This window comes from Bacteroides sp. HMSC067B03 (genome assembly GCF_001811315.1).
GTDB lineage: Bacteria > Bacteroidota > Bacteroidia > Bacteroidales > Bacteroidaceae > Bacteroides > Bacteroides faecis.
Map to the genome: position 1 here is coordinate 163,235 of NZ_KV804412.1, position 14,576 is coordinate 177,810.

14 protein-coding genes are annotated in these 14,576 nt (G+C 43.1%); 12 read left to right on the forward strand and 2 right to left on the reverse strand.

What is annotated here, in order from left to right:
• Positions 1–70: 70 nt before the first annotated feature.
• From HMPREF2794_RS19565 to folK, 9 genes are all read left to right on the forward strand, one after another.
• A complete protein-coding gene (locus HMPREF2794_RS19565; protein ID WP_070752318.1) occupies positions 71–3,346 on the forward strand; it encodes an RHS repeat domain-containing protein in 3,276 nt (1,091 codons plus the stop codon).
• A gap of 1,240 nt (positions 3,347–4,586) precedes the next feature.
• On the forward strand, positions 4,587–5,486 hold the full coding sequence (locus HMPREF2794_RS19575; protein ID WP_070752320.1) for a methyltransferase domain-containing protein: 900 nt from the start codon (positions 4,587–4,589) through the stop codon (positions 5,484–5,486).
• Positions 5,487–5,489: 3 nt separating this feature from the next.
• A complete protein-coding gene (locus tag HMPREF2794_RS19580; RefSeq protein WP_010535955.1) occupies positions 5,490–6,371 on the forward strand; it encodes a cell division protein FtsX in 882 nt (293 codons plus the stop codon).
• 49 nt (positions 6,372–6,420) lie between these two features.
• Positions 6,421–6,663 carry a DUF3098 domain-containing protein gene (locus HMPREF2794_RS19585; protein ID WP_010535956.1) on the forward strand — a complete coding sequence of 81 codons (243 nt, stop codon included), beginning with the start codon at positions 6,421–6,423 and terminating at the stop codon, positions 6,661–6,663.
• 2 nt (positions 6,664–6,665) lie between these two features.
• Complete coding sequence (locus HMPREF2794_RS19590; protein WP_010535957.1) at positions 6,666–7,520, forward strand: undecaprenyl-diphosphate phosphatase; 855 nt, start codon at positions 6,666–6,668, stop codon at positions 7,518–7,520.
• The gene (gene truB / locus HMPREF2794_RS19595; RefSeq protein ID WP_010535958.1) at positions 7,520–8,242 is read left to right on the forward strand and encodes a tRNA pseudouridine(55) synthase TruB; all 723 of its coding nucleotides are present in this window, start codon (positions 7,520–7,522) and stop codon (positions 8,240–8,242) included. The genes HMPREF2794_RS19590 and truB overlap by 1 nt, the downstream gene beginning before the upstream one ends.
• Positions 8,243–8,259: 17 nt before the next feature.
• Positions 8,260–9,318 carry a tRNA preQ1(34) S-adenosylmethionine ribosyltransferase-isomerase QueA gene (gene queA / locus HMPREF2794_RS19600; RefSeq protein ID WP_010535959.1) on the forward strand — a complete coding sequence of 353 codons (1,059 nt, stop codon included), beginning with the start codon at positions 8,260–8,262 and terminating at the stop codon, positions 9,316–9,318.
• Between the two features lie 14 nt (positions 9,319–9,332).
• Positions 9,333–9,662, forward strand: coding sequence for a hypothetical protein (locus HMPREF2794_RS19605; protein ID WP_010535960.1), 330 nt, complete (start codon positions 9,333–9,335; stop codon positions 9,660–9,662).
• Positions 9,663–9,674: 12 nt separating this feature from the next.
• Complete coding sequence (folK, locus tag HMPREF2794_RS19610) at positions 9,675–10,169, forward strand: 2-amino-4-hydroxy-6-hydroxymethyldihydropteridine diphosphokinase (RefSeq protein WP_055269312.1); 495 nt, start codon at positions 9,675–9,677, stop codon at positions 10,167–10,169.
• Here folK and HMPREF2794_RS29980 read toward each other — a convergent pair.
• On the reverse strand, positions 10,131–10,322 hold the full coding sequence (locus HMPREF2794_RS29980) for a hypothetical protein (RefSeq protein ID WP_022302414.1): 192 nt from the start codon (positions 10,320–10,322) through the stop codon (positions 10,131–10,133). The genes folK and HMPREF2794_RS29980 overlap by 39 nt on opposite strands.
• A 266-nt stretch (positions 10,323–10,588) precedes the next feature.
• On the opposite strand from HMPREF2794_RS29980, the gene metK reads away from it, so the two are divergent.
• From metK to HMPREF2794_RS29050, 3 genes are all read left to right on the forward strand, one after another.
• On the forward strand, positions 10,589–11,881 hold the full coding sequence (gene metK, locus HMPREF2794_RS19615) for a methionine adenosyltransferase (protein ID WP_010535962.1): 1,293 nt from the start codon (positions 10,589–10,591) through the stop codon (positions 11,879–11,881).
• Positions 11,882–12,245: 364 nt separating this feature from the next.
• Positions 12,246–13,379 (forward strand): Fic family protein, encoded by a 1,134-nt coding sequence (locus HMPREF2794_RS19620; protein ID WP_010535963.1) that lies wholly within the window; start codon positions 12,246–12,248, stop codon positions 13,377–13,379.
• A gap of 159 nt (positions 13,380–13,538) precedes the next feature.
• Positions 13,539–13,715 (forward strand): hypothetical protein, encoded by a 177-nt coding sequence (locus HMPREF2794_RS29050; protein WP_168166616.1) that lies wholly within the window; start codon positions 13,539–13,541, stop codon positions 13,713–13,715.
• Positions 13,716–13,810: 95 nt separating this feature from the next.
• Here the strand turns inward: HMPREF2794_RS29050 and HMPREF2794_RS29055 are convergent, their stop codons facing one another.
• Positions 13,811–13,963, reverse strand: coding sequence for a hypothetical protein (locus HMPREF2794_RS29055; protein WP_010535965.1), 153 nt, complete (start codon positions 13,961–13,963; stop codon positions 13,811–13,813).
• Positions 13,964–14,576: the final 613 nt, after the last annotated feature.

A 14,576-nucleotide genomic window follows, 5' to 3' on the forward strand; every position in this document is an offset into this window, starting at 1 on the left:
CTATGATGCTCATAATACGGAAAAGAAGTCATATGGTTATCAGAATGTAGATAGGAGTGATCTGTATCTATTGGGACTTCCGTATTATGCCCATACGAAGAGTTTCCGTAATGATTCAATCATCTTTCAGGAAGTAAGAACGGACTACGACGATCGGTACTTGCCTGTAAGAAAGACTAATTTTTTTAATGGGAATATTACTTCCCAAGAACTCTGTGAGTATAACGATCGTCTGCAATTGACTAAACAGGAGCAATGTTCTTATGAATCAACAAATTGGTTGTCGAAGGAATTTGTTTATAGTTTGGACGGACATTTATTGAGAGACAGTACTTCTATGGGACTGTTTACCGATTATGTTTATGATCCGGAAACCGGTTTTTTACAGAGTAGTACTGACCATAAAGGACGTGCTACCCGCTATGTATATGATGATTGGGGGAACCTTGTAGGAACCCATAATCCGGATGGCAGTGTAAAACAGACATCAGCTGCATGGAGCAAAGAAGGAGAACCGGGATTGTATGTAATAACTACTGTTGAGACCGGAAAACCTGTGTCTAAAACGTATTATGACTTTTTACAACGGGAAATTCGTATATCACAGATTCGCTTTGATGGTCAGGAAATGAAAACGGATAAGGTATACAATACCAAAACTGGTCTGCTGGAAAAAGAATCGCTGCCCACTACAGGCAATGTGCCTTTACGTTGGAACGATTATACGTATGATAAGTTTGGTCGTCGTACTTCTATACACTATGCATCCGGAAAAGTAGACTCATGCGCTTACGGTGCTTTGACCGATACTGTTATTGAAAATGGTATTCGTCGTATCCGCAAGTATGATGTAATGGGACTGATGACGCAAACTACGGATGCTGCAGGAAGTATTGTCTATTATTATCGTCCTGATGGACAACCAGTGCTTGCGGTGGCTCCGGGAGATGTTCAGACTCGTTTCTATTATGATAAGTACGGTCGCAGAATCGCTATCAAAGATCCAAGTGCGGGAATCAGACGTACAGCTTATGACGATGCGGGAAACATCTGTAAGGAAACGGATGCAGACGGTCGTGAGATAACGACAGAGTATGACTGCTATGGTCGCCTTACGAAGCAAACGACACTGGATTTGACTACTGTTTATACTTATGATGATACAGAAAATGTGTTGCTTTCGGCTGTATCAAATAATGGCAGTGCTCTGCTCAATACCTACGATGAATATGGAAGGTTGAAAATACAGCGTGAAGAGGCTCCCGACGGAAAATGGTTGCAGAAAACATATGCCTATACAGATGATGGAATGCCGGATTCTGTTTCTTATACATCGCAAAACGGTACTTTGGCTACCGAACAGCTTATCTATCGAAATGGTTTCCTGACGGAAGTCCGTCTGGCAGATGGTACAATAGTTTATCGCCACGATGAAGAGAATCCGCAAGGTCAACTGACGAAGCTTACTTCCGGAGGAATGCAACGCAGTTATACTTTCAATGATTGGGGATTACCTGTGAAGCGTAGCATTACTCGGGCTGACGGTTCTGTCCTTTTCGATTACAGCTATCATTTCAATGCCTCGAATGGTAACTTGGAGAGTCGTATCGATACAAAAAGAAATCTAGCTGAGAACTTTGGTTATGATGCCTTAAACCGCCTTACTAGTTATGGAGGGAAAATAGTGGAATATGATAACCTTGGTAATATTCGTCAGAAAGGTAATGCTGGAGAATTAATGTATACGAATCCTAACCATCCTTATGCAGTGACGGGGTTGACTCCTTTGGCAGAAAGCCCTGTTAAGTCCCATCTTGATATCGTATATACCGCTGCTGAGCGTCCTTCCATCATTACCCACGGCATACAAAAAGCTGTATTGACATATAATGCCAATCATGATCGTATACGTATGCAATATTCCGATAATTCTCGGAATCTGTTGACCCGTTACTATCTTGGTGATAATTATGAACTGGATGTTGACAGTACAGGTGTGCATGAACGTCTTTATCTTGGTGGGGGGTATTATGACGCTTCTGCTGTGTTGATGAAGAAAGGAGACACATCATTGGTTTACTTCATTCATCGTGACTATTTAGGTAGTGTTTTGCAAATCGCAGATGCACAGGGTAACATTGTGGAAGAAAACAATTTCGATGCCTGGGGATGTAGACGTAATCCTTCAACGCTAAAGGCTTACGCTATTGGTGCAGCTCCGAAATTACTGCTGGGCAGAGGCTATACGGGGCACGAGCATTTGGAAATGTTCGGAGTGATTAATATGAATGCCCGGTTGTATGATCCGGTGTTAGGGCGTTTCTTGACTCCTGACCCTTATGTGCAAATACTGGATTTCACGCAGGCTTTCAATCGGTACAGTTACTGTATGAATAGTCCGTTGTGCTATGTTGATGAGAATGGTGAGTTTTTCTTTAGCATTTTTCTTGGTCCGGTAGGAGCAATATTGGATGGTATTTGTTGGGGAGCTGTTATCGGAGCAGGAGCATCAGCGGTTACTTACTCAGTATCAACCTTGATAAGTGGGCAGCCATGGAATAGTGGAAATTTTTGGAAGTCCGTAGGTGTCGGTGCAGTTGGTGGTGCAATTGGTGGCGGTTTCGGTGCTGTTGGAAGTTTGTCGGCTTTAGGTACTTTTGGAAACTCTGTTGGGTATAATATGCTTAGCGGTGTAGCCAATACTGCGGCGACCAATGCTATATTTGGAAATGATATGAATTGGAGTGATATTTATTCTGTCATAGGTGGCTCTGCTATTGGTATTGTAATTCCTACCTTTAAGGGGGTAAATGGTGGTAAGCTTGCAAACAGTTTGGCTGAAATAGGCTATAATTCAATGAGAGGAACTGCTACGGGGCTTACTTCCGGTGTGGTGAATGCTATCGCATATAAAGACCCGGATCGGATTTGGCAGGATGCTGTTGGGGGAGCTATCAGTGGCGTTAGTAGAAGCATTGCGATGGATGTGATATTTGGTGCTCCGTATAAAGTTGAAAAGTCCTATGGTGCCGAAGGATTATATAGAGGTGGAGGATTATCAACATTACTCATGAAAGGTGGTGGAATCACATTAGGTAGGAATATGTATGTTAATTCTAGAAACGACGAAGAAGGTACTCGTTTCCATGAGAATTATCATATACAACAACAAAATCAAATGGGATGGGCCAACTTTTATGGACGCACCATTCAAGAATACAGTCAATATGGATTCTTTGACCCGATGGACAATGTATACACAACAAAAGGGACATTAGAATACAAAGCTGACGAGTATAGAAATAGAATGATGAAGATTCCTTGGGGAAGTTCTTATTATAAGTAAGAATAAGGAGGAGAAGGAAATTAATTTTATTCTCCTCCTTTTTTTTATGAGAAATATATGCTTTATTTGCGAAACAATTATTGATAATCAGCACAAATTGGAAATGAAAGTATTTTTTTATCTTATATTAGTTTTAACTCTAATGAGTTGCATCCAATTAACGAGTATATCACTTGTCAATACAACAAATGAACCTATAAAACTTTGTTGCTATTATAATGCTAATAATTATGCAGACTCGGTATATATTGATAAAAGAGATACTTCGTTATTGATTTTTCGATCCGCATGGTTTCATAGTAGTAAAAAAGTAAGAAGAGCATACATTAATCACATGGATAGTTTAATCATTCAAAGTTTGAGTAAAAGGATTGTTTATCGAGATAATAAATCTATTTATGAATTTCTTATCAATAATAATGATACAGCCGATATGGTTGAAACAAGAGTTAATTAAATAAATTTTATGCGCAATCAAATAGCTGGCAGATTAGGAAGATGTACATGAATGAGTTATGTCCTATTTTTAAGATTATCATTGAAAGAAGATTGTTTGAATCCATTCTAATAGAAAAAATACTGCATAAAACACTGCAAGAATATGCATAAATGATCTTGTTTTTGGATATAGATAGGTGAAATATGCATGATAACTAGCAATGTTAGGAGGCGTTTCATTTAAAGAAACACCTTGTTGGTTTTAAAGGAACGACTCGTTGGTCGGTGAGAAACATTTCGCTTCATTTAAAGGAACAGAATAAAAGGTACTTTGGATGTTTGTTTTGCTCTGGATATTGTCAATTGTGGGATGGACTGAGAATGTTAGATTGATACTTGAGACGTGACACATGCGTTCTATTTTCATGTTTTATCCTTATTTTCTGTCTTGTTGATTCTTATAACGTAAAATATGTGTGATTTGAAAATATGCAGACTGTGATTCCTTCCGTTTTTCCAGTTCAGCCCGTACTTGTGTTGTATATTTCTGATTCTGCACAATGATTCCTATCCATTTTTCATGTACTAAGAAGTTTTGTTCTGATTGCGGGAAGTTGCTTCACATTTCATTTTATCCTCCTGTTTGGGAGTACACTTTGAAATAAGTGTCAGAGTAACGTTATATTATTAAAAGTACTTAACGAAAGCCCGTTACGTCACTTTTTATTTGTTTCTTTGCACCAAATTCGGGAATAGTGTTGTCTTGTGAATCGGGGCAGCACTTAATTTTGCTTAGAAATTAATGGAGAAACTCATTATAAATGCTTGTCCGGTGTGTGGCAGTACGCACTTGAAACGCGTCATGACTTGTACGGATTTTTATGCTTCGGGCGAACAGTTTGAGCTGTGTTCGTGTGAAGACTGCGGATTTACGTTCACGCAAGGTGTGCCGGTAGAAGCAGAAATAGGCAAGTATTATGAGACTCCCGATTACATCTCCCACACTGATACGCGCAAGGGCGCGATGAATACCATTTACCATTACGTACGTTCCTATATGCTGGGCCGCAAGGCGCGTCTGGTAGCCAGAGAGGCACACCGAAAAAGAGGGCGTTTGCTTGATATAGGTACGGGAACCGGTTATTTTGCCGACGCTATGGCTGGCCGTGGCTGGAAAGTGGAGGCAGTGGAGAAAAGTCCGCAGGCGCGTGCTTTTGCCAAAGAGCATTTCGATTTGGACGTAAAGCCTGAATCAGCTTTGCAGGAGTTTGCTCCCGGCAGTTTCGATGTGATCACCCTCTGGCATGTGATGGAGCATCTGGAACATCTCAATGAGACATGGGAGATGCTTCGTGAGTTGCTGACAGAAAAAGGGATGCTCATTGTGGCGGTACCCAACTGTTCCTCTTACGATGCGGAACGTTACGGAGAGTATTGGGCGGCATACGATGTCCCCCGCCATCTCTGGCATTTCACTCCCGGCACTATTCAGCAATTAGCTTCCCGCCATGGTTTCATAATGGCGGCGCGTCATCCGATGCCGTTTGATGCGTTTTATGTGTCGATGCTGAGTGAGAAACATCGCGGCAGTTCGTGCAGTTTCCTTAAAGGGATGTATGTAGGGACGCTTGCCTGGTTCAGTACTTTGGGACGGAAAGAACGGAGCAGTTCGATGATTTACGTATTCCGGAAAAAAAGATAGCGCATGGGAAATAAAAACAGATATAAGTCGAAGTCACTGTTCGACATGCAATTTATAACGTCCAGTATCAGTACGACATTGGTGTTATTGCTGTTGGGACTGGTCGTGTTCTTTGTGCTCACGGCGCACAACATGTCTGTGTACGTGCGCGAGAATATCAGTTTCTCCATTCTCATCAGTGATGACATGAAAGAGGCGGATATTCTGAAACTTCAGAAGAAGCTGAATCAGGAACCTTTTGTGAAGCAGTCCGAATACATCTCCAAGAAGCAGGCGCTCAAAGAACAGACAGAAGCGATGGGGACAGACCCCGAAGAATTTCTCGGATATAACCCTTTCACGGCCTCACTTGAAATCAAGCTACACTCCGATTATGCCAATTCCGACAGCATTGCGAAGATAGAAAAACTGATAAAGAAGAATTCCAATATACAGGATGTGCTCTACCGGAAAGAGCTGATTGATGCCGTTAATGAAAATATACGGAATATCAGCCTTGTGCTGCTGGCACTGGCGGTGGTGCTCACCTTCATTTCCTTCGCTTTGATCAACAATACAATACGACTTGCCATCTATTCCAAACGATTCCTTATTCATACCATGAAACTGGTGGGTGCCAGTTGGGGATTTATACGGGGGCCCTTCCTGCGTAGAAACGTGTGGAGCGGGATATTGGCGGGTATGCTTGCCGATGCCATATTGATGGGGACTGCCTATTGGGCGGTGACCTATGAGCAGGAGCTGATTCAGGTGATTACTCCGGAAGTCATGCTGATTGTATGCGGCAGCGTATTGGTGTTCGGGGTGATCATAACCTGGCTGTGCGCTTACCTCTCTATCAATAAATATCTGAGGATGAGAGCCAACACGCTGTATTATATTTAGGAGAATAACATATAGTTGGGAATTTAGTAACTTGTAACAAAATAAGCTTATGTCTGACAAACAGAAATTTGCCTTCGATAAAGTGAACTTTATCTTGCTCGCAATAGGAATGGCGATTGTCATTATTGGATTTCTATTGATGACGGGCCCTACATCGTCCGAAACGGTTTTTGAACCGGATATTTTCAGTGTACGCAGAATCAAGGTGGCACCTGTGGTTTGCCTGTTTGGTTTTTTATCAATGATATACGCAGTGTTGCGTAAACCTAAAACACAAAAAACAGAAGAATAAGGATGGGGGATTTAACGACATTTGAGACGATTATTATTGCTATTGTAGAAGGGTTGACAGAGTTTCTTCCGGTTTCTTCTACCGGGCACATGATTATAGCGCAAAACGTACTGGGCGTAGAAAGTACGGAATTTGTAAAAGCGTTCACGGTTATCATTCAGTTTGGTGCGATTCTTTCGGTAGTTTGCCTTTATTGGAAACGTTTCTTCCGGCTGAACCATGCACCGGTGCCGGAGAATACACCTGCCATCAAGCGCTTTCTGCACAAATTTGATTTCTATTGGAAGTTATTGGTCGCTTTCATCCCTGCTGCCGTGCTGGGTTTCTTATTTAGCGATAAAATAGACGAGATGCTGGAAAGTGTAGTGATAGTGGCTGTGATGCTGGTTATCGGAGGCATATTCATGCTGTTTTGCGACAAGATATTTTCGCAAGGAAAGGAAGATACGGTATTGACGGAAAGAAAAGCGTTCAACATCGGTTTGTATCAGTGCATAGCCATGATACCGGGGGTATCCCGCTCCATGGCTACCATTGTAGGAGGTATGGCGCAGAAGCTGACACGTAAGGATGCCGCCGAATTTTCGTTCTTCCTGGCAGTACCGACCATGTTTGCGGCAACCGGATATAAGGTGCTGAAACTCTTCCTCGACGGTGGTACGGAAATTCTGCTCAATAATATGCCGGCACTTATCATTGGCAATGTCGTGGCTTTTGTCGTGGCTTTGCTGGCTATCAAGTTCTTTATAAGCTTTGTGACAAAATATGGCTTTAAGGCATTTGGCTGGTACCGGATTATTGTAGGCGGAACGATCCTGATCATGTTGTTGCTGGGATACAATTTAGAAATTGGCTGATGAATTTTAAAAAAGGAGAAGTACTGTTTTTCAATAAACCTCTCGGCTGGACTTCGTTTAAGGTAGTAGGACACGTCCGTTACCATATCTGCCGCCGGATAGGAGTGAAAAAGCTGAAAGTAGGCCATGCCGGAACGCTCGACCCTCTTGCTACGGGAGTGATGATAGTATGCACCGGTAAGGCTACGAAACGAATAGAAGAATTTCAGTATCACACCAAGGAATATGTAGCCACGCTCCGGCTGGGTGCTACTACTCCCTCGTACGATCTGGAACATGAGATAGACGCCACCTACCCTACCGAACATATCACGCGGGAGCTGGTGGAAGAAACGCTGACGCACTTTCTGGGTGCTATCGAGCAGGTGCCCCCTGCCTTTTCCGCCTGCATGGTGGACGGCAAGCGCGCTTACGAGCTGGCACGTAAAGGCGAGGATGTGGAACTAAAGGCGAAGCAGCTTGTTATTGATGAGATAGAGCTGCTGGAATGCCGTCTGGACGATCCGGAACCGATGATCCGAATCCGTGTGGTGTGCAGCAAAGGGACGTATATCCGTGCTCTTGCCCGTGACATTGGCGAAGCCCTCCACAGCGGAGCTCATCTGACGGGACTGATCCGCACACGTGTAGGAGACGTCCGTCTGGAAGATTGTCTGGACCCGGAGCACTTTAAAGAGTGGATAGACCGGCAGGAAATAGAAAACGACGAAGATAATAATTAACGTAATAAGGAATAGATATGAAGCTATCACAATTCAAATTTAAATTACCCGAGGATAAAATCGCTTTGCATCCTACGAAGTATAGAGATGAGTCGCGCTTGATGGTGTTACACCGTCGTACTGGAGAGATTGAACACAAGATGTTCAAGGATGTTTTGAACTACTTTGATGATAAAGACGTATTTATATTCAACGATACGAAAGTATTCCCGGCACGTCTGTATGGTAATAAAGAGAAGACGGGCGCACGTATCGAAGTATTCTTATTGCGTGAACTGAACGAAGAACTCCGTCTGTGGGACGTACTGGTAGACCCGGCACGTAAAATTCGTATCGGTAACAAGCTGTATTTCGGTGCTGACGACTCGATGGTGGCGGAAGTAATCGACAATACCACTTCCCGTGGACGTACGCTCCGTTTCCTTTATGACGGGCCGCACGATGAGTTCAAGAAAGCTCTTTATGCATTGGGTGAGACTCCCCTGCCCCATTCTATCATCAACCGTCCTGTAGAGCCGGAAGATTCGGAACGTTTCCAGTCCATCTTTGCCAAGAACGAAGGTGCGGTGACTGCTCCGACAGCCAGCCTTCACTTCAGCCGCGAACTGATGAAGCGTCTGGAAATCAAAGGGATCGACTTCGCCTATATCACCCTGCATGCCGGTCTGGGTAATTTCCGTGATATCGACGTAGAAGACCTGACAAAACATAAGATGGACTCTGAGCAGATGATTGTGAATGCAGAAGCCGTAAATACAGTCAATAATGCCAAAGATAAGGGCAAAAACGTGTGCGCGGTGGGTACTACCGTGATGCGCGCTATCGAAAGTGCAGTGAGCACGGACGGCCACTTGAAGGAGTTTGAAGGATGGACCAACAAGTTTATCTTCCCTCCGTATGAGTTTACCGTAGCCAATTCGATGATCTCTAACTTCCACATGCCGCTTTCTACACTGCTGATGATTGTTGCCGCTTTCGGTGGTTACGATCAGGTGATGGATGCCTATCATGTAGCGTTGAAGGAAGGCTATCGCTTCGGTACCTACGGTGATGCGATGCTGATTCTGGACAAATAAGGAAAGGCACGGCCATGAAAATCTGTCCTAAATGCCACGAAGAGGTAGAAGATAGCTTTGAAATCTGCTGGAACTGTAACTACAGTTTCCCGGATGATAAGATATTGGACCTGTCTGCTGTAGAAGAAGCGGACGATAGCGGACGTTCCATCGATTGCCTGCGTTGTCAGGTGAAGATGATCTATTCCGGCAAATATGAGTTTCATGAGGGAATGAATACGGGAGTCTTCGGAAACCTGTTCGAATTGTTCCAGAATCGTGAAGCTTTCGATCTGTATGTCTGCCCCAAGTGTGGCAAGGTAGAGTTCTTTGTTCCATTGAACGAAGAATACCGTTTAAGGTAGAATAGATTTCTAATGGCAAGAGTATATATGAGTCTCGGCACTAATCTGGGAGATAAAGAGAAGAATCTCCGGGATGCCGTGCATAAAATAGAGGAGCAGATAGGGAAAGTGATTTCCCTGTCTGCTTTTTATATGACAGCTCCCTGGGGCTTTGAGTCGGATAACAGCTTTCTGAATGCAGCCGCATGCATAGAAACGGAGTTGCTGCCTCTGGAAGTGCTGCAGAAGACGCAGGAGATAGAGCGTGGACTGGGACGCACACATAAATCAACAGGCGGTGTGTACAGCGACCGCTTGATTGATATCGACCTTTTGATGTATGACGATCTGATACTTTCGGCTACTTCTCCCTCTGGAGCAGAACTGAACCTCCCCCATCCCTTGATGGCGGAACGTGACTTCGTGATGAAGCCGATGGCAGAGATTGCCCCCGAACTGGTGCATCCGGTGCTGGGAAAGACAATGAGCCTACTTCTTTCTCTTCTTATCGGCGATAAACTTAGGTAGATAAGCGATACACCCTACCAATACTGCATATAACAGGTGAATGTCTTGAAATTCAATTTTCAAGAAGTGGCATACAATGGCGTAAATGGCAATCGTAAATCCGATGTAAAGAGCCAATACAAAGATTGTTTTTAGCTTATTATTTAGAATCATGACTTTTCTTGTTTCAGGTAAATAATCCGTTTTATTTCCTGTATATATGTGTTAAACATTGCCCAAAGATAAATATAATCTCCGAATAATACTTATCTTTGTCCCCGAAATGAAAGTGTGGACAGATTTGAGTAGCTTGCAACCACGGAAAAAAATGCTAAAACACGTCTTGTTGACGCCTTTTCGGCAGCATTTCCGCAGCACTCACCTCTTCTCCGTCTCTTCTCGTTTCTAGTTCTTAATTTTTAATTCTTAATTTAAGAAAGATGGGATACTTATTTACATCCGAATCGGTGTCAGAAGGACACCCCGACAAGGTAGCCGATCAAATATCGGATGCCGTGCTTGACAAACTGTTGGCTTACGACCCCAGTTCTAAAGTAGCTTGCGAAACACTAGTAACTACCGGACAGGTAGTATTAGCGGGTGAGGTGAAAACTAAAGCGTACGTTGATCTCCAACTCATTGCACGTGAAGTTATTAAGAAAATCGGTTACACCAAAGGAGAGTACATGTTCGAAAGCAACTCTTGTGGTGTTCTTTCCGCCATTCATGAGCAAAGCCCCGACATCAACCGTGGCGTAGAGCGTCAGGACCCGATGGAACAGGGTGCGGGCGATCAGGGTATGATGTTTGGTTACGCTACGAATGAGACGGAAAACTATATGCCGCTTTCACTCGATCTGGCGCACCGTATTCTACAGGTTCTTGCCGACATTCGTCGTGAAGGAAAGGTGATGACTTACCTTCGCCCCGACGCCAAGAGCCAGGTAACGATTGAATATGACGACAACGGAACTCCCGTCCGTATTGATACGATTGTAGTTTCTACCCAACATGACGACTTTATTCAGCCGGCAGACGATTCTGCCGAAGCTCAGCTCAAGGCTGACGAAGAGATGCTGTCTATCATCCGTCGTGATGTTATCGACATCCTGATGCCTCGTGTCATCGCTTCCATCCACCACGATAAAGTGCTGGCACTGTTCAACGATCAGATTATCTATCATGTCAACCCGACCGGGAAATTTGTGATCGGTGGTCCTCATGGAGATACCGGTCTGACAGGCCGTAAGATTATTGTTGATACTTACGGTGGCAAGGGTGCTCACGGTGGTGGTGCTTTCTCCGGAAAGGACCCCAGCAAGGTAGACCGCAGCGCAGCTTATGCAGCCCGCCACATTGCTAAGAATATGGTTGCAGCAGGTGTTGCCGACGAAATGCTCGTACAGGTGAGCTATGCCATCGGTGTAGCGCGTCCTATCAATATCTTTGTCGACACTTACGGACGCAGCCACGTGAATATGACTGACGGCGAAATCGCCCGTGTCATCGACCAGTTGTTCGATCTTCGCCCGAAAGCTATCGAAGAACGCCTGAAACTTCGTAACCCGATCTATCAGGAGACTGCCGCTTATGGTCACATGGGACGTGAGCCGCAGGTGGTATCGAAAACGTTCTTCTCTCGTTATGAGGGCAACAAGACCGTAGAAGTGGAACTCTTTACCTGGGAGAAACTGGACTACGTGGATAAGATCAAAGCTGCTTTTGGTCTGTAATTTGTTTGAAATCAGCTTATAGCTTTACAGCTATTTAGTCCATAGTGAGCCGCAATATCATCTCTTCTTAAGCGGGAGAGATGGATTGCGGCTTTTGTTGTTCGGGAGGTTTTACAGGGAATATAGTTATTTGCTGTTTGCAAACAGCAAAATTCAGTTTTATTTGCTGTTTGTAAACAGCAAATGACTATATTTGTATCCCTTTCCGTGAGTTTCTCCTGTTTTATAAGCAGTTGGGGGTTACCTATATAGGAAAGAAAAGCGAGAAAAAATGCTTCAAGAATATATGTCAACAGAAAATGATGTATTGGTGATGACATCAAACAATATATAAAAGCATATCAACTCTGATATATTACATAAAATGCCAAACTTCGACGAATACATCCGTAACGGAGAACCTGACAAGAAAGAAAGGGCTTCGGCTTGGAAAACCGCTATCGGTCTTCAAGCTGTAGATGGTTTGCAGACCTCCGATTATCTGAAAGATACTGCGGTCAAACATATTGAGGGTGATATCAGCATTGATGAAGTGAAAGCACTTATCAATGGATATTACCAATCCAAGACTGTACGCACTCCAAATGATGAAGATACGGAGGAAGCGGACAAGGTTTCTGCCAACATTGCCCGAATCTTGAATGAAAAGTCATTTGCTTTTTCTGTAACCGGATTCACTTCAATTCATCGAAGGCTGTTTGAAGGTGTATTCAAATTTGCAGGTAAAATCCGAGACTATGACATCACAAAGAAAGAATGGGTGCTTCGTGGCGATACCGTATTGTATGTCAATGCAGAAGATTTACGTAGGGCAATAGAGTATGATTTGGAACAGGAAAAAAACTTCTCTTACAAAGGATTGTCTTTAGATAAAGTAGTTGAGCATATTGCAAAGTTCGTTTCAAACCTTTGGCAAATACATCCTTTTGGCGAGGGAAACACCAGAACAACGGCTGTTTTCACCATAAAATATCTGAGGAGCATCGGCTTCGATGTAAACAATGATCTATTTGCCGAACACTCTTGGTATTTCCGCAATGCGCTGGTTCGGGCCAATTACCGCAATGTGCGTAAAGGTATCGAACCGGATATGAGTTTTTTGACTCTGTTTTTCAGAAACTTGATGATGGGCGAACACAATGAATTAAAGAATCGGTATATGGTTGTGAATCCTCCATCTGAATGGGCGGAAGGGCAAAACCCGACAAGTAGCCGACAAGCAGCCGACAAGTACCCGACATGTTCAGCAACAGTACAAGCATTGATTGAAATATTGGCAAAACAGCAACTATCAATCAAGGAAATGCTTGCGGCTATGAATTTGAAAGACCGAGAGAACTTTATGGCAAATTATCTGAATCCTGCAATGAAAGAAGGTTTTGTTGCGATGCTCTACCCTAACAGCCCAAAACATCCTCGTCAGAAATATTTGCTGACAGTAAAAGGATTGACCGTTTACAATTCTAAGAACGAAGAGAATGACAGAAATATGATTTAATGCGACTGGCCATTTTAACCGTTTGGTTAAAATTGAGCTGTTTATAAGCTATGATTGATAAAATCGTTATATTTGTAGTATTACGTTTATGTAGGGCAACATGAACAGCAAGAAATTGATTTTGTCGGAATAAAACAAGGAAAGCGTGTATATATTCAAGTGATCTATTTGATAGCAGACGAGAAAACAAGAGAACGTGAGTTCGGAAATTTGGTGAATATTCCCGATAACTATCCTAAATATGTGGTCAGCTTGGATGAGTTTAATCGGGGAAGCGAAGTTGCCGGTATTGCACATTTGCATTTACTTGATTTCTTGCGGCTGACAAACCTGTAAGCGAATATTTACTTGTTATATTGGAGCATAAATGGCAAATGGCTATGTTTTCATTTGATTAATTCCTTCCTGATTTCAGTTAACTAAGCCGGCTGTTATTTCGGCAGAAACCAGGCATTATGAAGGGATTGAAGGTCCGGTTTATCAGATTGCTTGCCGTACACCTCTGCCCACAGACGGGCTTCTTCTTCAAAAAAGAGTTCATTGAGACTTTCTTCTGCGGTAGTCAACGTGTTTTCTGTTTCCATAGGATAAAAGTATTAATAAAGGGGCAAAAAAGAACGTTTTCGCCTTTCCCTTTGACTAACACATATAAGGATGCTGGAGGTACATTACATACTCCCCACGGGGGTACGAAACCGCCTATGAGAAGAGTCACAGGCAAAAAGATGCCTGCAACTGGTCAAGAGCAGGATTCCCTGCGCCCCATCATAAAATGTTAGTCGTTGCAAACGATACTATTTTTCAGATCTAAGCAAGAAATGACCGGAGAAATAATTTTCCCGTATCTTCTACATAATGATTAAATATGGATTTCTATTGTCATCTGTCAGCTTTTCACATATAATAGTCTCATAATAAACAGATTACTTCCTGACAATAAGCCCTGACAATAAGCTGACAATAGCAAAAGTTCCATTTTACTGTCATCTTATGGAGTGAGGGAAGTTTCCGATATATCTCACATTAAAGTGTATCAATATATTTTTTTGCCATCATTTGGCTCTGTCATTCAGACGAATGCCAATGAGAAATGGTCGGCTATGTCATTCAGACGACTGTAAGGAGGAAGAATCTCCTCTTTTGTGTGCGAGAAGAGCCTTCATTTCACACTGTCACCAACACTTCTCCTTTCGTTGT

Coding starts and splice junctions, on each gene's coding strand:
- HMPREF2794_RS19575 (WP_070752320.1), top strand. CDS start 4,587: ATGGAGAAACTCATTATAAATGCTTGTCCGGTGTGTGGCAGTACGCAC.
- HMPREF2794_RS19580 (WP_010535955.1), top strand. CDS start 5,490: ATGGGAAATAAAAACAGATATAAGTCGAAGTCACTGTTCGACATGCAA.
- HMPREF2794_RS19585 (WP_010535956.1), top strand. CDS start 6,421: ATGTCTGACAAACAGAAATTTGCCTTCGATAAAGTGAACTTTATCTTG.
- HMPREF2794_RS19590 (WP_010535957.1), top strand. CDS start 6,666: ATGGGGGATTTAACGACATTTGAGACGATTATTATTGCTATTGTAGAA.
- truB (WP_010535958.1), top strand. CDS start 7,520: ATGAATTTTAAAAAAGGAGAAGTACTGTTTTTCAATAAACCTCTCGGC.
- queA (WP_010535959.1), top strand. CDS start 8,260: ATGAAGCTATCACAATTCAAATTTAAATTACCCGAGGATAAAATCGCT.
- HMPREF2794_RS19605 (WP_010535960.1), top strand. CDS start 9,333: ATGAAAATCTGTCCTAAATGCCACGAAGAGGTAGAAGATAGCTTTGAA.
- folK (WP_055269312.1), top strand. CDS start 9,675: ATGGCAAGAGTATATATGAGTCTCGGCACTAATCTGGGAGATAAAGAG.
- HMPREF2794_RS29980 (WP_022302414.1), bottom strand. CDS start 10,322: ATGATTCTAAATAATAAGCTAAAAACAATCTTTGTATTGGCTCTTTAC.
- metK (WP_010535962.1), top strand. CDS start 10,589: ATGGGATACTTATTTACATCCGAATCGGTGTCAGAAGGACACCCCGAC.
- HMPREF2794_RS19620 (WP_010535963.1), top strand. CDS start 12,246: ATGCCAAACTTCGACGAATACATCCGTAACGGAGAACCTGACAAGAAA.
- HMPREF2794_RS29055 (WP_010535965.1), bottom strand. CDS start 13,963: ATGGAAACAGAAAACACGTTGACTACCGCAGAAGAAAGTCTCAATGAA.